The sequence below is a fragment of the Flavobacterium sp. 1355 genome (assembly GCF_017833415.1).
Classification (GTDB): domain Bacteria; phylum Bacteroidota; class Bacteroidia; order Flavobacteriales; family Flavobacteriaceae; genus Flavobacterium.
On sequence record NZ_JAFICC010000003.1, the window covers coordinates 110187 to 135369 of the forward strand.

The following is a 25183-nucleotide window of genomic DNA, read 5'->3' on the forward strand; positions in this document are numbered from 1 at the left end:
AATAAAAAAAATATACGTTAAAATCTTTTCCATGGATTTACACCTTCTTTTATTAATCTTTTGTAGAGTAATTTTGCGTAATAAAACTCAACAACTATACTAATTGAAATAATTAATACTAAAAATGGATTGCCCCATTTATAATAAAAGGGATGAATAAAAAACTGAACTATATAGAAAAAATTACCTAATATCATGAGACCGACAATAATAAATGATTGACCTTGGGAATTTCCCCTCTGAAAGAACATAGCCAACATACATATAGGAGTAATCATAAGAATTAACCATGCTATAAAAGCAGGTACTTCTTGAGAAGAAAAATTATTTAAATATTGCAGGAAAAATTTATGCCCAAAAAAGATAATTAAAAAACTAATCAAGAAAGCAAATACACTTATGCAATACCATTGTTTTTTTTCTAAATGATAATATTTATTAAAGCTAGAATATCCGTACTTAAAGTATGTATACACAATACCTAAATCACTAAAAAACCAAAGGGCAGTCGTGAGTTGAGAATATAAACTAAATGGAAAGCAAAAAGTATAAACAAATTCCCAACCGAAATTTAGAGCTAGTGGTATAAGAGGTATACCATATGTCCTATCCTTTATTCCTCTGGAAATGATAAGCACATAGGCTAAAATCCAACAAAATAATCCTAACAATCCCAATAAAATATTTATATACTTCACTTTATCTTTACTTTAAAAAAATTCCATGCATTAAACAAAGTAGGCACATTAAATATAATAATCGAAACTATCAATAAAATTCCGTTTTGATAATTTTTTAAAGTGAGTAATCCTAAAAGTGCAAATGGAAGAATCGTTATATAAAAATCAAAAAACATACTTCTGGATTTTTGATTTTGCAATGGCTCAAAAAAATAAAAATCTATACTAAAAATAATTTTAAATATACAGAACAATGAAGCATAAATAAAAATAGGAATTACAAATATTTGCCAATTTGTAGCCCAAATAAATATTACAAAAGAAAAAACTTCAATTAATAAAACAAACCCCTGAAATATTCTTCTTGACAATTGGGATGTATTATTCACAAAAGTACAGACACCGGCTTTTAAATCATTTTCACAGTCATTATACTGATGTATAATCAATGAACGCATACCAAATGAAAAAGTCATCCATATACTACCGCTAATTATCCATATCCAATGATTTCCAATGTCTCCTTTGTACAAAAAAGAAAAAATAAAAAGTACAGGAAAAAACTGAGAGGCTAATCCGTCGAAAACAATACCAAGAAAAGCTTTTTCTTTTAATCGAAATTGTTTACTTGAATAGATATAAAAACAAATCCAGCTTAACCAATAAAAAATAAAGGCATAAAAATTAGAAAATATTAGAATCGAATATGCAATTCCTGCAAATATAGAGCTTCCCAAAACTATTAATTGAGAATTATGGCTAAGATCAATCATTTTATTTTCTTTTCCAGCTATTAAGTCATCTTCCTGGTCATAATAATTATTTATTAAACTGGCAAATGCAGCAGCAATTATTACTCCTAATAAAATAAGTAAAACTTGAAAAACTTCCTGCCTGAAATCGTTAACATTTTCTTTAATAAAATATAAATAAATCAGTACCAAAAAAGGTGGCAACTTAAACCACCAAGTTGTAACTCTAATATGTTTAAAAAGATTCATTTAATTCTTAGTAAATTGAATATTTCTGGTTATTTCTTTTTGAACCCCATTCATAAGAGCTTTAAAAAATAATTTTGGCTCTTGTGCAAAATATATAAAAAGGTCTTTCATTTCTGTATCAAAATCACCTTTCAAGAGCAATAAACAAGATATTAAAATTTTATTTTGAAAAATTTTTAATCTTATCATTTTAAGTTCATTATTATCTAAATAACAACTAAAATTAGAAAGAATTAAATGCAAATCTTTAATATGCAGTTTTCTAAATACAACTCCCTTTCTGCCATCACTAACATTACTAGTGTCTCTGTTTTTTTTCCAAAAGATCTCTTTAGTAAAACCCACACGACAATCTAGTTTTTTAAAAATTATTTCTAGTTGCAAAAACCAATCATCACCAATATGTACCTGAGAATTCCAACCAAAAGGTATGACTGACTTCTTGATGATTAAACCTGAGCTTGGAGCAATAGAATCAATTAATAAAATTTTTCTAAATTCAGCATAATCAAAAACATAACAACCTTTATTTGGAATATTTTTATTTTTTAAAAGAGAAGCAAAAATATTTGCATGATATCTTTCAACAATGTTGTGCTCCCAATTAGAAAAAAAAAGATCCAATTTATGTTCTTGCAAATATCCAATACTTTTTTCAAGATATTTATCATGCCAAATATCATCTGAATCAAGAGGTGCTATAATTTCTCCATGAGCATATTGTAATCCAACATTTCTTGTATCAGCCTGCCCTGTATGTGTTTTTTGAATGTATAGAACTTTATCTGAAAAAGTTGAAACTAATTTTTTTGTATCATCAGTTGAACCATCATCAACTACAATTATTTCAATATTCTTATAAGTTTGGTTTAAAGCTGCAGTGATGGTTGAATGTAGAGAATAAGAGCGGTTGTAAGTAGGGATGATTATCGATACAAGAGGAGAATAAGTGGTATTAAGCAATGGTTTATTGTTTTGGTTTAAAATGCTTTTGGTTTCGCAAACAAATCTAATCAATTATTTATATCCAATAAAATCTTAAAAACAAAAAAAAACTAATCTAAATTCAAAATTCCTTCCGAAATCTATCTTGCATATTTTTAATCAACAGTCAATTGATTTGCAAACTATTCATAATCAAGACAAAAGGTCGTTAGGTATTCATATAAATATTCTAACAAGGTTCTCTAATGTACTATATAAGAGTAAATTAAAGTTTGTGAATTATAAATCAATTAAATAAAATTATCAGAATTTACTTTATGCAATTAGACTATACATTTTAACCAAAAGTGTAATTTAGCCTATAACTACTAATTATCAATCTTTGGCAAAAACAAAAATAGTGATCTGTAAATCACCCAGTTCTGACAACAGTTTCATACAATATAAAAAAAGTCCGGAAATTAAATTTCCGGACTTTTTATTATTATTATATACCTATATATTATAAAGGCTTATCTATTTCCGCTTGAAGCTGTAATTTTTCCTAACTGAAGTCTGAAGTCTGGTTTTTTCGGATTGAAAATATCTACAAACATTTCTTTGTTGTCAGTTTGTGAATACACATTAAAGAAAAGGCTGTTTCCGTACCAATTTTCTAAATCTTCGTTGTTTGTATTATATTCAGTAAAAATGTTTCCGTTACAAAGGTTAAAGAACATTTCTTCAAATTTAATTTTCTTAAGGCTGGCATCATTGATTACCGTTTTGCTATCTATTAGTACAGCTGGATTAAATCCTGAGACTACACTGCGTTTCATTTCTACAGTGGCATTCTCACCAATGTATATAGCTTCTTTTACCAAACCTGCCTGAATATCAGCTTTAATATTTTCACTGTCGTTAAGCATTGTCATGTTTGAAGCTACTACCAATGTAGGTTTTTTGGTAAAGTCTGTTTCGTTTTTCTTTTCATATGATTTTACCTCCATGCAACGAGACCCGTCTTTGTTACTTGACAAATAAGATGATCTTACTGCCAATGAATTAAACAAACGGCATTGTGCTCCTTGTGTAAATTTATAATCATCATTGATTGATTTATAAGAAACAAACTGTGCTGCAGTCACATCGCCTCCAAAAAAGGCAAAAGAGTCACCACCGGAATAGCTTACCATTACATTTTCTAATATGGTTTTGTTTCCAACTCCTGCAATAGTTAAACCGTTAAAAGTTCCGTCACCTTTTACTTTTTTTCCTGCAAATTCAATTCTCACAAATCTCATGATTCCGGAGTTTGAAGCAACATTATTACCTCCGTATGTTGTTAAAACCGGATCAAGATCAAGGTTATAAGAACCTACATTGCCAAATTTATTGATTGGAGCATCTCCTAGTATCACTACACCGCCCCAGTCTCCTGCTTTCTTCACACTGCGGTCAGAAGTAAATACGATTGGGTCAGTCTCAACGCCATCAGCAATTATCTGCGCGCCTTTTGTTATTACAAGTGTTCCTTTTGTTTCGAAATCGCCTATGATTAGTGTTCCTGGTTCGATTGTCAGTACAGCATTATTAGTGACATATACATTTCCTTGCAGTACATATACGTTTCTTTTTAATAATTTGGTATTCTCTGCTATGTTTCCAGCCAGAATCTGATTCGGTTCACCATATTGTGCTTTATGAGGCTTAAACTCAGTCCAGTTGTTCAGCCAGTTGCTGTAGCCCATAATTCCTTTCTCCTGTTGTGCACTCATACTGGTAGCAATCAAAAGAAAGCAGATGATTTGAGTAATTTTTTTCATGATAAGGGGTGTGTTAATTTATTATTCAATCATACACCTGCTTGGTGTACTAACAAAAATAGGTAAATAAAGTTATACAATTGCTCGATTTATTTGTTTTTTTTCCATTTAAATAAATAATTACTACAATATAAGTTTTATATTACAATTACTTTTAATTAAGAAATATTTAACAAACTAAATCATCTAAATATAAAGGTTAGAATTTCATTTTTTGAATCCTTACAGCATTTAGTATAGCCAAAAGGGCAACCCCTACATCAGCAAAAACGGCTTCCCACATTGTTGCCAGTCCGCCGGCACCTAAAATAAGTACTACAGCTTTTACTGCAAATGCAAAACTTATATTCTGCCACACTATTTTTTTAGTCTGTTTTCCAATAGTAATTGCCATGGGTATTTTAGATGGTTTGTCGTCCTGTATTACCACGTCTGCGGTTTCTATAGTAACATCACTTCCAAGACCTCCCATTGCAATTCCAACATCACTAAGGGCTACTACGGGTGCATCATTTACGCCGTCTCCTACAAAAGCCACTTTCCCCATTTGTGACTTAATTTCCTTTAACTTATTTACTTTGTCTTCAGGAAGCAAATCTCCGAATGAATTGTCAATTCCTAATTGGTCAGCGACAAACTTTACTACAGCGCTTTTATCCCCGCTGAGCATCGTAACTTTTATATTTAATTTATGGAGCTGGTCAATAGTGCGTTTTGAATCTTCTTTAATGCTGTCTGAAATAGTAATATAGCCCACAAATTTTTTGTCATAAGCGACAGCAATAGTTGTGTAAACAATTGAAGACGAATCAATATCATAACTGATATTAAACTTATCCATCAACTTGAAATTACCTGCCAGAAGTTCTTTTCCCTCAATAAACGCTTTCAATCCATGACCGGCAATCTCTTCGGTACTTTCTATTTTTATGGAGGTGTCTACCTCTCCCACATACTCATGTATAGCAGTTGCAACGGGATGGGAACTCTGGCTCTCTACAGCATTTACCATTTTTAAAATTTCATCCTTGTCAAACCCGGGCTTAAAAACAGTTTCCTGAACTTTAAAAACGCCTTCAGTCATTGTTCCGGTTTTGTCCATTACAACATTCCTGACAGAAGCTATCACATCTAAAAAATTTCCACCTTTAAATAAAATTCCATTGCGGCTTGCTGCGCCGATTCCCCCAAAATAACCAAGCGGAATAGAAATAACCAAAGCACACGGACACGAAATAACTAAAAACACCAATGCTCTGTAAAGCCAGCTGTTAAAATTATAAGTATCCGTAAAAAAGTATGGTAGAAGACAAATCCCAATGGCCAGAAATACGACTATTGGCGTGTAAATTTTTGCAAACTTTCTGATGAATAATTCTGTTGGTGCTTTTTGTGAAGCTGCATTTTGTACCAGTTCCAATATTCTGCTAAGTTTACTTTCTGTATATAGTGCTGTTACTTTTACCTGAGCCGCTACATTCAGATTGATCATTCCGGCAAGGACGGTTTCACCTTTTACTTTTGTATCCGGTTTGCTTTCTCCGGTAAGTGCTGCTGTATTAAACGATGCGCCATCTGTAAGAAGTTCTCCATCAAGACCTAATTTTTCTCCGGGTTTTAATTGAATTATTTCTCCGATAGCAGCATTCTGGGCTTTGATTGTTTTAGTTTTTCCATCTACAATGACAGTAACTTCATCCGGTCTTTGATCCATCAGGCTTTTAATATTTCTTTTAGCTCTCGAAACAGCAAGTGTCTGAAAAACTTCGCCGACTCCATAAAAAAGCATTACTGCTACTCCTTCCGGATATTCTCCGATACTAAAGGCTCCAATTGTGGCAATACTCATTAGTAAAAACTCTGAAAAAACATCTCCTTTAACGATGCTCATTACCGCATCTTTTATAACGGCATAACCAACAATTAAATACGCCACCAGATACCATGCAAGTCGTACTGTTTCTGTAAACCAGGATTGAGAAACCCAATTATCTATTACTATTGCGGCAATCAAAAGTATTAGAGCCAAAATTGGAGGAAGAAACATTTTAAAAACATTTCCTTCTACAGCATCATGATTATGTCCGTCATGACTGTGCCCAGCGTGATCATGTCCATCGTCAGATGAATGCTTTTCTACTACTTCTTTGCCTGCATTCCCGTACACTTTTTCAGTATGCGCACAGCATGATTTTTCTTTATGTTTATCTTCCATGTATTATTTTTTTTTAACCTTACTACAGTAAAAGTCTTTAACCTGTTATTTTTCAATAAAGTAGAGAATGATTTTTTATAAACATTTGTCACATATCCCTTTTGCCAATATCTGAATCTCATCTATCTGTATTCCTGAGATACTATTTTCAGGAAAAATAATTTCTTCACGACAAGTAGTCTCATGGCATTTTTTACAATAAAAATGCAAATGCCTGTCATTATGATCGTTTTCACTGCATACTTCTGCACAAAGTCTATACTTTGCAATACTTTCATCCAGAATTTTATGAACAAGGCCTTTCTCCTGAAATGTCTGAAGGGTTCGATAAATTGTCACCTTATCTGCTTTATAAAAATACTTCTCAATTTCAGACAACGACAGGGCTGCCGTAACGGTTTCCAGATATTCATAAATCAAGATACGCATTGTGGTTAAACGAATATCTTTGACTGCAAAAATATCTTCTGTGGATTTTTTCATTTTAATTTACTTTACAAAACAAAACCAGAAGGCTCAATCTAAATAAGTCATATTAGTAAATTTACAAAGAATTTCACTAACACTTCCTTCTGAATTTCTTTTAATAATTTAATATTCTTGTTGTCTTATTAATGTTCGTGTTCTCCTGAATTACTTAACCTGGCATTGACGAAAAATGTTCCTTTGGTGACTATTTTCGTTCCTACCTGTATTTCTTTAACTGGTGTTACAGCAGTATAGCCGAGTTCAGAAACTCCTTTTGACACCTCAATTTTTTCAAAATTTATACTCTGCGCAGGGGTTTTCTTCTTTTCAGTTTCATGGTCTTTTTCATCTGCTTTTGCGTGATGTTCTTTTTGCGGTTCTTTATCTGTTTGAGCAAAAATATAGTACTTGCCATCCGCTTCAGCAATAGCCTCATTTGCTACAGCAGCTGTTAAAGCATTTCCAATACTTATCATGGCTGTAATGTTCATTCCGTCTATCAACCCTGTTTTATTACCTGTCACAGTACAATGAATGGCAACTGTTTTGCTTTCATTTTCAAAAGAAGAACCAATATTGAATACTTTCGCCGTATAAGAAGTTACGGGATTATTAGTTAAAGTAAAATTTACTATTTGTCCCACTTTTACCAGCGGAAGATCCTTTTCAAAAACCTGAAGATCAAGATGAATAAGGCTGTTATCTACAATTTCTACTACTGGCGAAGAAACATCTACATAGCTGCCAATTTTTGCAAACTCACTGCTTACCGTTCCGCTTACTGGGCTTGTAACGGTAAGTGATGATCTTAAGGTAGCATTATTGATTCCTGCCGGATTTATTCCCATGAGCTGAATTTGTTTTTGTAATGATGCTTTGCGTGCGCGGAGAGCATTTACATCAGCTGTAGCACTTTGGAGGTTTTTTAAGGCACCCGCATTTCCTTCCTGAAGTTCACGCTGACGCCTTAATTCCTGATCTGCTAATGTTATTTTGCTCCCAATCGTCAGGTATTCTTCCTGCAGGTGTATAAACTGAGGGTTTTCTATAGTCGCAATAACCTGACCTTTAAGCACATAATCCCCAAGCTGCACCTTAAGTGACTTAACAACTCCTCCATACAATGATGTTGCATTGGCTTTGTTGTTATTGGGCACTCTCAAAGCTCCATTTACTTTAATAGATGCAGTAAGATTTTTGTTTTCAATAGTACCAAGTGTAATTCCTACTGTTTTTATTTGATCTTCTGTCAGCGTAGCAATTGTAACGTGTTCTTCTCTGTGTTCCTCTTCTTTTGCTGCTGTAATTTCAGTCTCCTGTATACTTTCACTGCCATTATTTTTTTTCCCGCAGCTTATTAGTGAAAAGACAGCTGTAACAGCAATTAGCATTTTAATTTTGAGTTTCATGTATGCTATTTTATTTAAATTATTGATTATTAAAGTAATTAAACTGGACTACCGATTGATTGTACTGATTTAGGATCTCTAAATAATTCTGACGTATTCCAACTGCCTGACTTAGAAACTGACCCACTTCTGCAAAACTGATTTCTCCGGCTCTGTAACTTAAAGCTGAGGCTTTTATAATTTCTTCAGCCTGTTTTAATCCGGTAGTTTCATAGTAATTGAGTAAAGAAAGGTTCTTTTCGATCTCTGCGACAGAAGAAGCTTTTTGTGCCTGCATCTGCCGTGTCTGATATTCCAGATTTTTTTCCTGCACTTCTTGTTCTGCAGAAGCTGCTTTTACTTTATTGCGCGCATAACCTGCACCAAATAGTGGAAAGGAAGCTGTTGCCGAAAAGCCTGTATAAGGATCGTTTGCGCCCCATAGTCGCTGGCTGAAAATCCTTCCTGAAAATTCTGGCTTGTTACTATTTTTTTGTACAAATACATTTGATTCTGCAATTTTTATATTTTGTCCCTGCAGGATCAGAAGAGGATGGAGCCCATTATTTTCAGATAAAATTGCCTCTGCTTTTTGCAGTGGTGTTTCTACCGGAAGCAGCCATTCATTTTGGTTTAAAAGCATCATTAATTGCTGCTGCTGAACCGTCATTTCTTTTTTGTTCTGGTCAGAAAAAGCCTTAAGTTCCTGAAGTTTTGCTTCGGCGGCAATTTTATCCAGTGCTGCTACATCGCCAGCTTTTAAGCGAACTTCGGCAGTTTTAAAAAGCAGTGTATAAATACTATCCAAACGTTTATATAACAATTGTTTGTCCTGCAGGTACCAAAGTTTATAATAAGCAGTACGGACGTCTCTCCTGATTGTTGCATTTAAAACGTCTTTATTTAACTCTGCAAATTTCAACTGATTATTAAAATAATCTTTTCTTGCAGCATACAAACCCGGCCAGGCAACACTCTGAGAAATACCTATTTTTAGTATTCCGGTATTATCAGATGGACGAAGATCTTCATTCTCTGCAAATATTCCCGTTTTTGGTATATCAACAGCAGTTTTTACATTCAGTCCGGCAGTTCGTATTTCAGCTTCATTTATATCTAATTGCTGATTGTTCTTCAAAGCTGTTTCTACAGCTTTATTCATTGAAATTCTTTCCTGTGCGTTTGCAGATCCTAGTCCTGCCAGACAAAGCAATATTATAACTGTGGTTTTTTTTCCTTTAAATTTTCGTTTAAAATTGAATTTCGAATTAAAAATTATATATAGTAAGGGCAATACAAATAAGGTAAGGAATGTAGCTGTGACTAATCCTCCTATAACTACTGTAGCCAGTGGTTTCTGTACCTCTGCTCCTGCACTGCTGCTGATTGCCATTGGTAAAAATCCCAGTGAAGCTACTGTCGCCGTCATCAATACAGGACGAAGTCTGGTTATTGTTCCTTCTTTTACTCTTTCAAAAATATCACTGATCCCTTCTTTTTCGAGTTGATTAAAAGTCCCGATCAAAACAATACCATTCAGTACTGCAACTCCAAACAGGGCAATAAATCCGATTCCGGCGCTGATACTAAATGGCATCCCACGAAGCATCAGTGCAAAAATACCTCCGATGGCGCTCATCGGAATCGCAGTGAATATCAAAATTGCCTGTTTAAAAGAGCGGAATGTTAAATACAACAGTGCAAAAATCAAAAGAAGCGATATTGGAACAGCAATCATTAAACGCGCAGTTGCTTTTTGAAGATTCTCAAACTGCCCTCCATATGTAAAGTAATAGCCTGATGGCAATTTTACTTTTTCTGATAATTTCTCTTGTATATCCTCGACCACACTCTGAACGTCACGATCTGCTACATTAAATCCTACCACTATTCTCCGTTGTCCTGCTTCCCTGCTTATTTGTGCTGGTCCAAGTTTGTAATTAATGCCGGCAACCTGAGACAGCGGAATCTGGTTTCCTGTATTTGTCGGAATCATCAAATTGCTTACATCATCAATTCCACTTCTGTGAATACTATCCAGGCGAACAACCAAGTCAAAACGCCTTTCGTTTTCGTAGACCTGCCCTGCACTTTTTCCGGCAAAAGCTGTACTTACAACATCGTTTACATCCTGAATAGTCAACCCATAATTTGCAATACGGGTTCTGTCGTATTCAATATTGATTTGTGGCAGGCCGCTTACTCTTTCTACCTGCGGCGAAGTGGCTCCTTCTACATTCTGAATAACTTTGCTGACTTCTTTTGCATAAACAGAAAGGGTGTCAATATTTTCACCAAAAATCTTTACCGCAACATCCTGTCTTATACCCGTCATGAGTTCATTGAACCGCATTTGGATTGGCTGATTTTTTTCAAAGAAAACACCCGGTATAGCTTCAAGTTTTTCGGTAATGGCATCAGCAAGCTCATTATAATCCCTGTCTGATTTCCATTCTTTTTGTGGTTTCAGAACAATCATTAAGTCAGTTGCCTCGGGAGGCATTGGATCTGTCGGAACTTCTGCTGCTCCTGTTTTTCCAACAACCATTTTAACTTCATCAAACTGTTTGATAATTCTGGACGCCTGCATTGAGGTTTCAATACTTTGATTTAAAGAACTTCCCTGCGGAAGAATACAGTGAAATGCATAATCACCTTCCTGAAGCTGTGGTATAAACTCACCACCCATTCTGGAAAAGCAGAAAGCAGCTATCACAAATAAAAAGGCTGTAAACCCTGCAACAGCATATTTTATATGAATTACTTTTTGAAGCAATGGCTGATAAATACTTTGAAGCTTATGCATCATTTTATCACTAAAAGTCTCTTTATAATTGGGTTTCTTAGACAGAAATAAAGCGCACATCATCGGGATGTAAGTCAGAGACAATATTAAGGCTCCAAAAATTGCAAAACCTACAGTCTGTGCCATAGGACGAAACATTTTTCCTTCAACTCCAACAAGAGTAAGAATCGGAATGTAAACGATTAAGATGATAATTTCTCCGAATGCTGCACTCATCCGTATTTTTGATGCAGACTGAAAAACTTCTTCGTCCATTTCTTCCTGTGTAAGGCTCCTCATTGCCTTTCGCATTCCCAAATGGTGCAGCGTAGCTTCTACCACAATTACGGCTCCATCGACAATAAGCCCAAAGTCAATAGCCCCAAGGGACATTAAATTGGCACTTACGCCAAATACATTCATCATTCCCAAAGCAAAAAGCATTGCAAGCGGAATGGCTGATGCAACAATTAACCCGGTACGGAGGTTTCCTAAAAATAATACGAGCACAAAAATTACGATTAAAGCTCCTTCAACAAGGTTTTTTTCAACGGTGCTGATTGCTCTTCCGACTAAATCGGTACGATCAAGATAAGGCTCAATAATAACATCATCAGGAAGTGATTTCTGGATAGTAGGAAGTTTTTCTTTAATGCGTTTTACAACTTCATTACTGTTTTCACCTTTTAGCATCAGTACCACGCCACCTACGGCATCTACTTCTCCATTGTACGTCAAAGCTCCATATCTGACCGCTTTACCAAATCGTACTTCTGCTATATCGCTTACATAAATTGGCGTTGCACCGGAATTTTTTACCACAATTTTCTTTACATCATCCAATGAAGTAACAAGTCCAATCCCTCTGATAAAGTACGCATTAGGTTTTTTATCAATGTATGCGCCTCCCGTATTTTGATTGTTTTTTTGTAATGCCGTAAAGAGATCGGGGATACTTACTCCCATTGCTTTTAATCTGTCCGGATTAACAGCAACTTCATATTGTTTTAGTTCGCCTCCAAAACTATTTACTTCTGCTATTCCGGGCGTGCCGTATAATTGTCGGGCAACAATCCAGTCCTGCATCGTCCGAAGGTCTTTTGCATTATATTTGTTTTTGCTTTCTTTTTTAGGGTGAATAATATATTGATAAACTTCTCCAAGACCTGTACTAACCGGCGCCATTTCTGGTGTTCCTGCGCCCTGAGGAATTTGATCCTGCGCTTCTTTTAGTCTTTCATTAATAAGCTGTCTGGCAAAATATATGTCTGTCTCATCATCAAAAACTACGGTAATTACCGATAACCCAAATCTGGATATACTACGGATTTCCTGAATTTTTGGAACATTGGCAATACTCTGTTCAATTGGAAAAGTGACCAGCTGCTCAACTTCCTGACCCGCCAGTGTCGGACAGCTTGTGAATATCTGAACCTGATTGTTTGTGATGTCGGGTACGGCATCAATTGGCAATTTAGTAGCGCTCCAGACGCCCCAAATTATAAGAAGCAAAGTCATTATACCAATAACGATTTTGTTTTTTATACTGAATTTAATTATAGTATCTAACACAATGTAATTTGTTTTACGCTTAGAAAATAGTCTGTATCCTCAAAGAATGAAGGAAATAAGAATGCATGCTGACAGATTACATGACTGTAAAAATATTCTACAGCATGCTGCTAGTGATTCTACGAAAGAAAAATCACTATCTGAATACAACACAATTCAAAGGAAAATTAAGCGAAAAACTTTGGCGGCTCCCATATATTTCCGAAGTATCCGGAAATAATCTGGCAGTCTTTTATTACTGTCTTTTTTGAAGTATAAGAATGTTGAGGAAGATTGAAATCGGGTAATTTAAATTGAATTTTTATCACCGAAACACTGCAGCATGAACATTGACAAAAAGGTGTGCAATGATCATCATTATCCTGACTATGGCTGTGGCTGGCTTCCTGAAATTTTGAATTGGTATCTGTGCAATTATTATATACATCGCTGCATGGCACTAAAAGAAGCGCCAGAATGTAGAGTAATAATATTGTTGATATCCATTTCATACAGTACAAATGTAAGTAATATTTTATGCAATCGAATTGCAAAGTGAAGCTAAACAATACAAAATAAGAAAACAGTAGTTGCTATATAGCTCACTTCGGCCAACTTGGCAAACGTTTTTAAAAGATATAAAAAAACCTATTTCATAACGAAATAGGTTTTGATCTTATTGAAATTTACATCTTATTTTACAATTAGTTTTTTAGAAACATTAAAAGCTTTAGAACTAATGGTAACAATATATATACCTGAAGCTAAAGTATGAGATATTTTTCCGGAAGCGTTGAGTTTGCTTACCAAAACCTTTCTTCCGTTTGTATCTGTAACTATTATTGTTGCCGTGTCATCTGCTTTTAATTCCGGAAGGGCAATATTAAACTCATTGTTTATTGCCGGATTTGGAAAAATTGTAACCAAAGAATTATCTTCTGTTTTTGCAATATTTGCATTTTTTGCAGAAGCCGTCTGAAACTGCCATTGCGCACTTTCCCAATTATTTTGAGCTCCAATATATTGAGCAGAACCTGTCAGATTCTCAATATGAATCATACTGCCTGTCTGCCATCTGTTTTTTACTCTTACCCAGGTTCCGTCTACATTTTCGTTTGACCATTGTGCACTCCACCATCCAGAATCTCCTGCAGTACATTGTACAACTCCTGTTAGGTTTTCGATATGCATGACATCTCCGGTTCCCAGATTTTTTAATATAAAATAAGTGCCATCAACAGCAACTTTCTGCCATTTATAGTTGTTGTTTGCCACTGTTGGGCCATATCCTACATTGGCTCCGGCATCGTATAAATAATTATTGGTCCATCTGTTTTTTATGGTAAAATAATTTCCTGTTGCCGTGCTAACCGTAATAACAGCGGTGCTTGTTTTGTTTCCGTCTGCTGTTGTTACCGTAATTGTCGCTGTTCCGTTAGCAACTGCTGTTACCAAACCCGAAGCATTTACCGTTGCAACACCCGTATTGTTTGAGGCATAACTCACCGCTTTATTAGTTGCATTTGATGGCAGAACAGTTGGCGTTAATTGCTGAGTTGCACCTACCGTCAAAGTTGCCGATGCCGGACTAAGGCTCACACTTGTTACCGCTACATTTGAAGTATTTACTGTGATTACAGCAGTTGCTGTTTTCGCTCCGTCTTGTGTTGTAACCGTAATTGTTGCCGTACCAGAAGCAATTGCAGTAACCAAACCTGAACCATTTACCGTTGCCACGCCGGTATTGTTAGAACTATAACTTACCGTTTTGTTTGTAGCATTTGCCGGAGCAACAGTTGGCGTTAATTGCTGAGTTGCACCAACGCTTAAAGTTGCTGTTGCTGGCGAAACTGTAACTCCTGTAACTGCAATTGATGTGGTGGAACAATTTGTGCTTTGTGTCCAGGAAAATGTACCAATAGCACTTAATTCTTCATTGACAGTTGCATTGCCGCCTCTATTGGAATAATTCATATTGCAGTACGTTCCGTTTCCGGCTGGAGAACCTGCTATGAGTACAAAATAACCTCTGCCCCAATTTCTGTTCAGTGCATTGTTGTTTGGAAATTCTTTACCTGTTCCGTTAACTGTTATGTCTTTAAAACTAAGATTATAAATTCCATCACCTGATCTCTTACTAATAGAAATAGCATCATTTCTTGAATCTAAAATATCAATATTATACAATTGAACATTCTTAACCTGACTTCCGGCATTACTGGCGCTAAAAATATCTATTGCGGCTACAGGATTGTTGTACGTATCATTAAAAGTTCCGCAGGTTGATACCGTGATATCATGTATTTCGTGGCTTCCATCATTGTTAAAAGGTGCTCCGGGAAAATTATTACTAACCCTGATTCCTGCTTCAAGATTGTCTTTTATAACCAAATTGTAAGCTTTATTGTTTTTTCCGCCGTAAATGGCTAAACCAGTGGCACGCCAGCAGTTTTCTGAAGTATTGTACCTAAACGTGTTATTGATACATTCCAGTCCGTCAGCAGACCAGATCGCCTGATCATCGTCACCATTATTTCTAAAACTGCAATGTTCTACAATGGCATTTGCTGTTCCTTTGCAAAGATTAATTCCATCGGCATAATTATTTCTAAAACGACAATGAGAAAGTGTAAATCCATCTGCAATTGCCGGTCCGCCCACATTATATTGTGCAATCCAGGCACCGCATTCAAAATGTTCTGCCCAGATATTTTTTATTGTTGAAGCAGCTGTAAAAACGCCATTTATAGCTTTATACGAATTACTTCTTGAAGCTGAATTTGTTGTCAGATAAAGATCTGTAAATGAAATTCCTGCTGCATTGGCACGTAATCCTCCGTTTAAACTACTGGTATTGGTAAAGTTAATTTGAGTATACCACATTCCCGCACCAACCAATGACGTATTGGCAACACCAAAATACAATTCGCGATTAACATTAAAAACACCACTCGGAACATATATTTTTTTACCACCGTTGGCATCAATAAAGGTTTGAAGATCACTTCCGTTTCCGGTATACGTTACTGATCCTGCGGGCGCAGTGATAATTGTTGGAACCGGTTCCAATTCTGCAAAATCTACATGAACATTTCCTGATTCTCTCACCAGTTTTAAAGTTCCCGATGCTGCTATTTTTGCCGGAAGTTTATAGCGGACTTCATCAAAACGCATTCTTGGGTTTTGATTTGTGATTCCGTTATTATTTGGATTTCCGTTACTCCATAAATATTCCCACGACCAGGTTGAAGTCAGCGTCAGGGTTGTAATTTTTGTATTGCCATTATAGACGCCCAAAGTTGCCGATTGTCCATCAGGAACACTATATCGAATTACAAGGCCGTCTGCAGCCTCTGTAAGTGTCCACTGAACGGTAGCATTGGTTGCAGACAGGTTTACACATTGCTGGTCTGAAGCTTCTGATTGCAGGTCTGACTGAACATACGATTTTGAAGTAACCGAAGCTCCGTTAGATAATTGTCCAGCGTTTGCTTCATATCTTTTGTAAGGAGCATCATAATAGCCGCGCTGTGCCTGTAGGTTTGATGATATTAGCACCGCTAAGAGGCATATTATCTGCCAAAAACGGTTCTTTTTAAAATAAGCAAGTAATTGATTTTTCATAATTTGTGGTTTTTAAAGTTAGAAAGTATCCCCAAATGAGGACATAACGAAACTAGACTTTAAAAAAAAATTAAGGAAAACATCTATTAAAAATCAAGATTTACATACATACAAAACCAATATAAAAAACTGATAATCAAAACTATAAGATTTATCATGTAAATAAAAAATCAAGAAAAAATATAGGAAATAATTTATAGTTTGATAAAAAAACAATGGGTAAGTTGTAATCGAAAATTATGTCTGACAGATTTTTAAAACATTTACTTCTAAATAAAATGGTGTTGTTCCTTAGAATGTTTCACATAAAAATATATTTTTACATATGTCTCCCAACCTTTTGGATTAAATTGTAATCAATATTAAAAAAGAGCCATTAGCATTAAAAATAAAAACCCTGACCATTTGATGAATAAAAAACACACTCCCAAATTAATTTTCATTTTTATTCTGTTGGCTCAAATTTGTTTTGGGCAAAAAGTTTTTAAAATAAAGGAAGGTCAGCTACAATTTATCAATCCTGAAAAAGGTATTTATATTAAAAAAAATGACCAGTATTATCATGTCAAATTACAAGATATAAGTTATTATAAAAATTTATCTAAGAATCTAAAATACGAACTTGAGAATGTTACTTCTAAGGAAATTGAAGAAGTAAAAAAAGATGCTGCTACCATAAATGCTTCTGAAATTATAAAGTTTGATTTTAAAAAACTTGATAATCAAAAATTTACTACTAAGAATGATATTAATGAAGATGATAATTACAGATTGTATAAGTATAATAAAAACTTTTTTGCAGTTAGTATTTTAGAAGATTCTATCCAGCATCCAAGAAATGAATATTTATTGCACTATTGTATTTTAGATTTTGGAACTCATAATAAGGTTATCTATCAGCCAGAGGGTTTCATTGTTCCCACAAAAGAAAAAGTACGTTTTTTGTTTGATCATGGAGATTTAAACGATTCTTTTAATAATTATGACACTACGGTGTTTAAAGATCTCAACGCTATAGATATGCAGCTTGTCAATAGCAGAGATTTAGAGCTTAATGGTCATTTTTATAAAATTGATACCTTAAAAAATAAGCAATTACGAATTAAAGACTTTTACAACCAAACGGTTATCAATCAGTCTTTTGACTCTATTAAAAGTACAGCCTATTTTATAATTGGTTATAAAAAAGGAAAAATTGATATTTATAATTATGCTTTTAAAAAGTTTAACTTAAAGAATGTTCGCGCATTTAATTTTGAAAGATTTTATCCAAGTTTACAAATCATTGAAGGAAATAGTTTAAGAAGAATAAATCTTATCGGCGAAGATTACAAAAAAGAAGATTTGTCTTATATTCCAAGCGGAACACATTATTTTCCGGATATGAATATCACGTTCAAAATTATGTCAGAGAATAATGATTTCTATATTTATGGCGGTGAAATGGGTTCTCTAGTTCCTAATTTTTCAGGTTCCGGAGGGCGTTATAAATTATATAACAGAGAACAGTTTGAAACTATTCAATATGCAGATGAAGGACTTCAGTTCATCACCTCTTATTCTGAAATGATGGGAACCACAATGAGTTATCCCATTTATTTATATACAAAACTCAAAAACGGAAAATTTAATCTAAATACGCTTGATTATCTTATAGCTGAAAATCCGGACAAGGAAGTGGAAACTTTTAATAATAAGTTACCTAAAAATTTTGATGCTATTACCCTATTAGGTGTGTACTTAATAGAAAAAGAAGGTCTTTTTACTTATTATCCGATCATGAAAGAAATTAAATATAAAAAACTGGAAGATTTTAAAGGAAATTATGCCCGTTTTGAATTACCAAATGGACAGAAAGGATGGCTGGATTTTCAGGGAAAAGAATATTTGGATATAGTATCTGATTTGCCAGTTGAAAATAATTAGCATACTCTATTGTAACAGAATTTGTTGCTAACTAATGCCTTTTAAACAAATTAGTTATATTTGTATACTAATACTACATCTTCCAAAAAAGCAAAAATTGTGTTACTGATATCAATCAATTATGAATAAAAACAGAATAGTATTACTTGCGGATGATGATGACGATGACCGGATTATTTTTGAACAGGCTTTGATCAGTGTAGATCCTTCTGTCTTGTTTTTTACGTCTGCCAATGGATGCGAAGCTTTAGAACGTCTGGAAACAAGAGGATTTTGTCCTGATGTTATATTTATGGATATCAATATGCCCATAATGAATGGTATAGAATGCCTAAAGCAAATAAAGGAATCCGAAGACTATAAAAAAATTCCTGTCATTATGTACAGCGCTTCAAGAAGTGAGACTGTAGTTGAAGAATGTATAAGTCTCGGAGCAATCGGTTTTATACATAAGCCTTTTAGTATGCTGAAAATGCGTGAGGAAATCAAAAATGCATTGGATATGCTGCCTAAATAGCATATTGGTAAGTTGTTGCAAATCTCTGTCTATAATCCCTTTAGCAAACTATATACTTTGCTGAATTTCGTAAAAGCTTCTTCATATACTTTTTTATTTGCCCGGTCAGGCAAAAAAGTTTTCTCGGTTTTAGTTTGATTTTTTACTACAACATTTGTCGATTGCAAACCTATTAAAACAGCACCCCACGCAGAGCCTTCAATGGTATGTGAGGTCTGAACATTCATTTGAAAAATATCGGCTACTATTTGCAGCCATAGTTCACTTTTTCCAAATCCGCCACTTGCCATAATGGTTGTTTTTTTTCTTTTTTCAGGATCTGGCAATAAAATTTCTGTAATTTGAAATAATCCAAATAAAATCCCCTCTAATGTTGCTCTGACCAAATGTGCCTGTGTATGAATAATCTGCATTCCTAATAGAGATCCTTGTGCAGAGGCATCCCAAATTGGTGCTCTTTCTCCCAATAAATAAGGTACAAAAAGCAAACCTTCAGAACCTGCAGGGATTTTTTCTGCTGCTGCAAAAAGTTCTTCATAAGAAACAGTGGTTTTTAAAATTGATTCTTTTAGCCATTGCAAAACAATAGCACCATTGTTTACAGCTCCCAATGACAGATACTGATTTCCATACAAATGATAACATTGCGTTCGCATTTGCTCATCCAGAAAAGGCTTGCTTACGGGTAATCGTACCGCTCCGCTTGTACCGATAGTCAATGCCATAAAACCTTCTTTCATAGCACCGGTTCCAAGATTTGCCAAAGGCCCGTCTCCCCCGCCGAGCACATATAGAAAATCATCCGAAATTCCTTTGGCCTGATGAGTTACTTCATAAATTGCAGAAAGCTGTTGTAGTTTTATTTGAAGGTAATCAAGAATTTCTTCATCCCATTTAAGAGTGTGAATATTCAACAACCCGGTTCCCGAAGCCATTGAGGAATCAATGCAATATTCTCCGGTAAGATAATGCCATACATATTCCTTAATACTAATGAATTTATCGGCTTTTAAAAAAATTTCGCTGTCAAATTCTCTCCACCAGGCTATTTTGGTCATGGGTGAAAAAGGATGAATCGGAATTCCTGTTTTTTGATAAAAAAGATTTCCTGTTTCGGTATTTTTAAGTGTATCAGTTATTATATCTGCTCTGCTGTCTGCCCATAAAACAGCATCTGTGAGTGGTTTTCCGGTTTCATCAATGGCGATAATACTTTGCATGGCAGCACTAAAGCTGATAAACTGAGGCTGAATATCTTTTGTGATTTCATTTAAACATCTCAAAACCGTTTCTAAAATTTCCTGCGGATGCTGAATACTCCAATTCGGTTTAGGATGATACATGGCATAGGAGTATGAAATCTCATGTATCACATTTCCTTCCACATCAAAACATACCGCTTTTGTTGCCGTGGTCCCAATATCTATTCCGATATAAAATTTGTCTTTATTTATTTGATCCATATATTTAATATCAATACGCCTATTAATCCCATAACTCCGATAATGGTTTCCATAACTGTCCATGTTTTAAAAGTTTCTGAAACGCTTATCCCAAAATACTCTTTGAACATCCAGAATCCGGTATCATTAACATGAGAACACATTAAACTTCCCGCTCCTATTGAAAGTACCATTAATTCCGGACTCACACCCGAGGCTGCTATTAACGGCTGAACAATTCCTGCGGCGGTTAGCCCCGCAACAGTAGCCGATCCCAAAGCAATTCGGATTATGGTCGCAACGAGCCATCCCAAAAACAAAGGCGAGAGCGACGATTGCTCAAATACTTTACTTATATCAGTACCTATTCCGCTGTCAATCAACACTTGTTTAAAAGCTCCGCCTGCACCGATTATCAAAATTATCATTGTGGCAGCGCTCAGGGCATTACCCGATTTATCCATTATATCCTGCATTTTCCTCCCGCGAAAAATGCCTAGTGAGAACAGGGCAAAAAGTACAGAAAGCAACATAGCGGTAGTTGGGTTTCCTATAAAGAGCAAAAGGGAACGCAGGTCACTTTTTTCAGGCAATAACAATTCACTAAATGTAGCTGTTGCCATTAAAAATACCGGAATCAATGCGGTGAGAATACTTATTTTAAAGGAAGGCATTTCGGCTTCCGCAAATGTTTTACTTTCAAATAAACCATTTGGAGGAAAAGCATTTATCTTTTTTATAAACTCCGGAAAAATAATTCCCGCTGCCAAAAGCGCCGGGATTGCCACTATAATTCCGTAGAGAAGTGTTTTGCCAATATTTGCCTTAAAAAGAACTGCAATAGCGGTCGGGCCAGGATGCGGAGGCAAAAAACCATGTGTTATAGAAAGTGCAGATGCCATGGCGATACCCAGATAAATAATAGACTGTTTTGTACTTTTTGCTACTGCAAAAACCATTGGAATCAAAATAATAAATCCGGCATTGTAGAACATCGAAATTCCGACAGAAAAGCCCGTTATCACCATTGCCCACTTAATATGCTTACTGCCAAAAAGTCTAATCATAACAGAACTGATTCGCTGGGCTGCCCCACTGTCTGAAAGTAAGTTTCCTAAAATAACTCCAAACGAAATAATCAAAATCAGCGATCCTAAAGTGCTGCCAACTCCGTTCTGAATGGCATTTATTAATTCTGTAAATGGCATTCCTTTTAAAATTCCAACAAAGAATGAACTAATAAGTAATGCCAGAAATGCATTGATTTTAGCACCGGAAATCAAAACCAATAATAAAAGAACACTTGCAATCAGAATTAGTAAAGACATATATTAATAATTTACAGATAATAATCCTATTTTTTGAAACAAATTCACATGAGCAATCTGGTTAATGGCTTCGTACTTTGATTCGTAAAAATATCATTTTATATAAAGCCATAATTTAAATTTTGAATTTAAATTAAATCCTATTTCCTGAAACCTAAATGCATTATTTAAATTTTACTTCTTCGTCAAAATATAAGTTACTGAAAATTAAACAACTATTCCGTTTAATTATATAAAAATCTCACAAATTGTGTGGCTATATTTGGTTTATAGGTTAAGATACAATTTTATAAACTGCTAATAATTAACCCCCTAAATTATTAATTCAAAAAACATCAAGATGATAAAAGCAACTTACCAAAACTACCAGCAACTACACCAATCTGATGACTCACCGATTCGTATGGAACCATTTGAACGCCACTTTGAGCAGTACCTTACCTCCTCAGGAAAGCAGCTTATGTGCTGGGGCGAAGAATCAAATTACCTTGACAGCGAATTCTGTCCTATTTTGGAACAGTTTGATCAGCAGAACCTAAGAGAACACTAGCGTTGATTCGCATACTATATAAACAATTCAAATCATTTTAATTTTATGGAAACTAAAACAATATCACGTCGCTCGGTACTTACGGGCATGGGAGCGGTTTTGGCAACTGCTGCATTTAATCCAATACTGGGTAATGGATTTCAGACAGATGAATTTCAATTATCAAATTCAGAAGAAGACCCTAAAACAAAATACCCGAGACCGCCATTTAAAGAGCAGTCACAACCGTGGCCGGGTTTGGTAAGCAAAATGGATCCAAGGCCAGATCATGGTGAGAAAAGCTATAAAGGCAGCGGCAGGTTAAGAGGGCGAAAAGCATTAATAACAGGTGGTGATTCCGGAATGGGGAGAGCAGCTGCGATTGCTTATGCAAGAGAAGGCGCTGATGTAGCCATAAACTATTTTCCAAACGAAGAAGAAGATGCCAGAGAAGTAATTCAGCTCATAAAAGCAGAAGGGAGAAAAGCAATAGCAATTCCGGGAGATTTAAGAGATGAAACATTTTGCAAATCGTTGGTAGAAAAGGCGGCAAAAGAACTTGGCGGGCTGGACATTGTAGTTAATAATGCAGCCAGACAACAAACACACGCTTCTATTCTGGATATTTCAACAGAAGAATTTGACTGGACAATGAAAACGAATATCTATGCTCCTTTCTGGATTATAAAAGCGGCACTTCCGTATCTCAAGCCAGGGTCTTCTATAATAGGTACAAGTTCTGTTCAAGCCTACGCGCCTACCGAAGACCTTTATGACTATGCACAAACCAAGGCTGCAACTACAAATTATATTAAATCACTGGCCAAACAGCTTGCTCCAAAAGGTATCAGGGTTAATGGAGTGGCTCCGGGACCAGTCTGGACTCCACTTCAGGTAAGCGGAGGAGCTACTATGGAAAAACTAAAACAGTTTGGTTCTCAAACCCCATTGGAAAGACCAGGACAGCCTGCCGAGCTTGCTTCTATATATGTACAGCTTGCTGCTAATGACGCAAGTTATGCTACCGGACAAATTTACGGCGCAAGTGGCGGAGAAGGTAATCCGTAAAATTGCAAATAATTTGTATTTAAAAAATTAAGTGAAACACTAAATTGAAAATCATGATAACAGACAATTATGGTAATGAGAATCGGGATGATCGTAATTACCTTAGAACAAATCAGGAAAATGACACTTTAGATCCTTTTTTTCAAAAAAATGCTTTTATAGCAAGGGATCTGGAGGAGGAACTTTACCATGATGACAGGGACAGAAGAACTCTGGATGAATCTGAGGCTGACGAGGATGATTCTGATGATGAGTAGGCAATTGCAATTTGCTTTAATTTAATATCTGGACAAGAACTATTGCTTATGAGTTTTTGTCCAGATTTAATTTTATATCAAAATCTTCATTTTCATCTTAGAAATCCTAACTATCTTCTATACTGGCAGATAATTATATAACTCAGGTTTCGAATTATATAAAAGCGAAATCATTATAACACAGTAATTTTAAAATATTAGACAAGATAAAAATCATTAAAAATAAAAAATCATGGAAAATTTAATTAATCAGGAAAACCTGGAAGATATCAGAGAATTAATTGAAAGCAAAATTGCTGACATTCCCGGCAATTATATATTATTTGGGGCAATTGGCTCCTTACTTTTATCTTCATATCTTACTAAAATAGGAAAAACGCAGGCTGGTTCGGTAATTGGAAAATTGGCAATTCCCATCATAGGGATTGGTCTTGCTAAATATAAAGATGTACTGAAGGCAGAATTAGAAAACCAGCTTGATCTTAAACCAGAAAGTATTTAATACTGACTATGATGTCCTTCGACTATACAAACCTTTAACACACTTATGATGATAACAGATAACTACACAAATTACAATTCATACGAAGGTAATTTTATAACAGAAGATCAAAATCAACAGCCTATAGGCGATGAAAGCAGTTTTGAAGAACTGCGTTTAAGCGATCAAAATTATGTAGACAGTGAATTTTCTAATGCTCTCGAACCAGACGACCAGGATGATCTTGAACAGGATTATCAGGAAAATGAATTGGAAGAAGAAAATCTGGAAGACCTTGAAGACGACGATGACGCAGAATATGACGAGAATGACTGGGAAGAAGAGGAAGATGATGATTCTGACGAAAAAACAGAACCTGAAACCTTCACTGATGACAGTCTGAAAATTGACTAAAACAATATTCACGAAAAGTCCGTTTAATAAAGGCAAATTGACTATCAACCTTTTATAGTTGTATTTTATAACATTCAGAAAGGATTGTGTAAGCTCAAAGCCGGGTATTTCCAGTAATTTTGAAATATGAATATTTAAACTTTACTATTATGAAAACAAATAATCAAAATTCGAACAATAATTCACAAGACGGCAATTCAAAAAAGGGTTCTGATCGTAGTGATACCAGAAAACATCAATATCAGGATTATGATCAAGTTTTAACAAACGATGAGAATTATGATGGAGACACTCAGAAATTTAAAGGTGAAGAACCTGATTTTGATGACAAACTTACTAATGAAGAAAAAAAATAAAAAAATGCCGGCTTTAAATTAAGCCGGCATTTTTTTTATTCTTATGAATTTAGCTTTTCAAATGATTACTCAATCAAACAAATAACAAAAGTAGTTTTGCCATCCAAAAATAAAAAACTCAATTCTACCTATGAATTGAGCTTTTTTTGAGCATAAAAAAAGCACCTTATTGCCAGGTGCTTTTATAAACCGTATAATAATAGTATGTTAAGCTAAAACTACGTTTATTGCGTTTGGTCCTTTACGGCCTTCAGCGATATCATATCGCACTGCGTCGTTTTCACGAACATTCTCTGACAAACCTGTGGCATGAACAAAAATTTCACTTCCGCCATTACTAGGTGTGATAAATCCAAAACCTTTTTCTTCATTGAAAAATTTTACTGTACCTTCTTGCATTTTA

21 protein-coding genes are annotated in these 25183 nt (G+C 34.9%); 8 read left to right on the top strand and 13 right to left on the bottom strand.

Annotated features, from left to right (window positions below; genetic code table 11):
• Positions 1–17: 17 nt before the first annotated feature.
• From JOD96_RS04740 to JOD96_RS04785, 10 genes are all read right to left on the bottom strand, one after another.
• The gene (locus JOD96_RS04740) at positions 18–698 is read right to left on the bottom strand and encodes a hypothetical protein (protein ID WP_209563121.1); all 681 of its coding nucleotides are present in this window, start codon (positions 696–698) and stop codon (positions 18–20) included.
• Positions 695–1681 (bottom strand): UbiA family prenyltransferase, encoded by a 987-nt coding sequence (locus JOD96_RS04745; RefSeq protein WP_209563122.1) that lies wholly within the window; start codon positions 1679–1681, stop codon positions 695–697. The genes JOD96_RS04740 and JOD96_RS04745 overlap by 4 nt, the downstream gene beginning before the upstream one ends.
• Entirely contained in the window at positions 1682–2644 is a 963-nt protein-coding gene (locus tag JOD96_RS04750; RefSeq protein ID WP_209563123.1) for a glycosyltransferase family 2 protein, read from the bottom strand.
• Between the two features lie 494 nt (positions 2645–3138).
• Positions 3139–4431 carry a hypothetical protein gene (locus JOD96_RS04755; RefSeq protein WP_209563124.1) on the bottom strand — a complete coding sequence of 431 codons (1293 nt, stop codon included), beginning with the start codon at positions 4429–4431 and terminating at the stop codon, positions 3139–3141.
• A 199-nt stretch (positions 4432–4630) separates the two neighbouring features.
• Complete coding sequence (locus JOD96_RS04760; RefSeq protein WP_209563125.1) at positions 4631–6646, bottom strand: heavy metal translocating P-type ATPase; 2016 nt, start codon at positions 6644–6646, stop codon at positions 4631–4633.
• Positions 6647–6721: 75 nt separating this feature from the next.
• Positions 6722–7129, bottom strand: coding sequence for a Fur family transcriptional regulator (locus tag JOD96_RS04765; protein ID WP_209563126.1), 408 nt, complete (start codon positions 7127–7129; stop codon positions 6722–6724).
• A gap of 128 nt (positions 7130–7257) precedes the next feature.
• Positions 7258–8523, bottom strand: a complete 1266-nt coding sequence (locus JOD96_RS04770) for an efflux RND transporter periplasmic adaptor subunit (protein WP_209563127.1) — start codon at positions 8521–8523, stop codon at positions 7258–7260.
• 19 nt (positions 8524–8542) lie between these two features.
• Positions 8543–12859, bottom strand: coding sequence for a CusA/CzcA family heavy metal efflux RND transporter (locus JOD96_RS04775; protein WP_209563128.1), 4317 nt, complete (start codon positions 12857–12859; stop codon positions 8543–8545).
• Positions 12860–13026: 167 nt separating this feature from the next.
• Positions 13027–13350 carry a DUF6660 family protein gene (locus tag JOD96_RS04780; RefSeq protein ID WP_209563129.1) on the bottom strand — a complete coding sequence of 108 codons (324 nt, stop codon included), beginning with the start codon at positions 13348–13350 and terminating at the stop codon, positions 13027–13029.
• A 181-nt stretch (positions 13351–13531) separates the two neighbouring features.
• Positions 13532–16462: an Ig-like domain-containing protein gene (locus JOD96_RS04785; RefSeq protein ID WP_209563130.1), complete on the bottom strand. Its 2931-nt coding sequence runs from the start codon at positions 16460–16462 to the stop codon at positions 13532–13534.
• Positions 16463–16870: 408 nt separating this feature from the next.
• On the opposite strand from JOD96_RS04785, the gene JOD96_RS04790 reads away from it, so the two are divergent.
• Positions 16871–18388 (top strand): hypothetical protein, encoded by a 1518-nt coding sequence (locus JOD96_RS04790; RefSeq protein ID WP_209563131.1) that lies wholly within the window; start codon positions 16871–16873, stop codon positions 18386–18388.
• A 121-nt stretch (positions 18389–18509) separates the two neighbouring features.
• Entirely contained in the window at positions 18510–18905 is a 396-nt protein-coding gene (locus JOD96_RS04795) for a response regulator (RefSeq protein WP_209563132.1), read from the top strand.
• A gap of 29 nt (positions 18906–18934) precedes the next feature.
• Here JOD96_RS04795 and JOD96_RS04800 read toward each other — a convergent pair whose 3' ends face one another.
• Together JOD96_RS04800 and JOD96_RS04805 are read right to left on the bottom strand one after the other, a co-directional pair.
• Positions 18935–20368: a gluconokinase gene (locus JOD96_RS04800; RefSeq protein WP_209563133.1), complete on the bottom strand. Its 1434-nt coding sequence runs from the start codon at positions 20366–20368 to the stop codon at positions 18935–18937.
• Positions 20356–21675: a gluconate:H+ symporter gene (locus JOD96_RS04805; RefSeq protein ID WP_209563134.1), complete on the bottom strand. Its 1320-nt coding sequence runs from the start codon at positions 21673–21675 to the stop codon at positions 20356–20358. Before JOD96_RS04805 ends, JOD96_RS04800 begins: the two co-directional genes overlap by 13 nt.
• 340 nt (positions 21676–22015) lie before the next feature.
• Between JOD96_RS04805 and JOD96_RS04810 the strand changes: the two genes are divergently transcribed.
• From JOD96_RS04810 to JOD96_RS04835, 6 genes are all read left to right on the top strand, one after another.
• Complete coding sequence (locus JOD96_RS04810) at positions 22016–22225, top strand: hypothetical protein (protein WP_209563135.1); 210 nt, start codon at positions 22016–22018, stop codon at positions 22223–22225.
• Between the two features lie 45 nt (positions 22226–22270).
• Complete coding sequence (locus JOD96_RS04815) at positions 22271–23272, top strand: SDR family oxidoreductase (protein WP_209563136.1); 1002 nt, start codon at positions 22271–22273, stop codon at positions 23270–23272.
• A 53-nt stretch (positions 23273–23325) separates the two neighbouring features.
• Positions 23326–23529, top strand: coding sequence for a hypothetical protein (locus tag JOD96_RS04820; RefSeq protein ID WP_209563137.1), 204 nt, complete (start codon positions 23326–23328; stop codon positions 23527–23529).
• A 232-nt stretch (positions 23530–23761) separates the two neighbouring features.
• Positions 23762–24031 (top strand): hypothetical protein, encoded by a 270-nt coding sequence (locus tag JOD96_RS04825; RefSeq protein ID WP_209563138.1) that lies wholly within the window; start codon positions 23762–23764, stop codon positions 24029–24031.
• Between the two features lie 45 nt (positions 24032–24076).
• Positions 24077–24424 carry a hypothetical protein gene (locus tag JOD96_RS04830; protein WP_209563139.1) on the top strand — a complete coding sequence of 116 codons (348 nt, stop codon included), beginning with the start codon at positions 24077–24079 and terminating at the stop codon, positions 24422–24424.
• A 149-nt stretch (positions 24425–24573) separates the two neighbouring features.
• The gene (locus JOD96_RS04835; protein ID WP_209563140.1) at positions 24574–24780 is read left to right on the top strand and encodes a hypothetical protein; all 207 of its coding nucleotides are present in this window, start codon (positions 24574–24576) and stop codon (positions 24778–24780) included.
• 207 nt (positions 24781–24987) lie between these two features.
• On the opposite strand, the gene JOD96_RS04840 is transcribed toward JOD96_RS04835, so the two are convergent.
• Positions 24988–25179, bottom strand: coding sequence for a cold-shock protein (locus JOD96_RS04840; RefSeq protein ID WP_209563141.1), 192 nt, complete (start codon positions 25177–25179; stop codon positions 24988–24990).
• Positions 25180–25183: the final 4 nt, after the last annotated feature.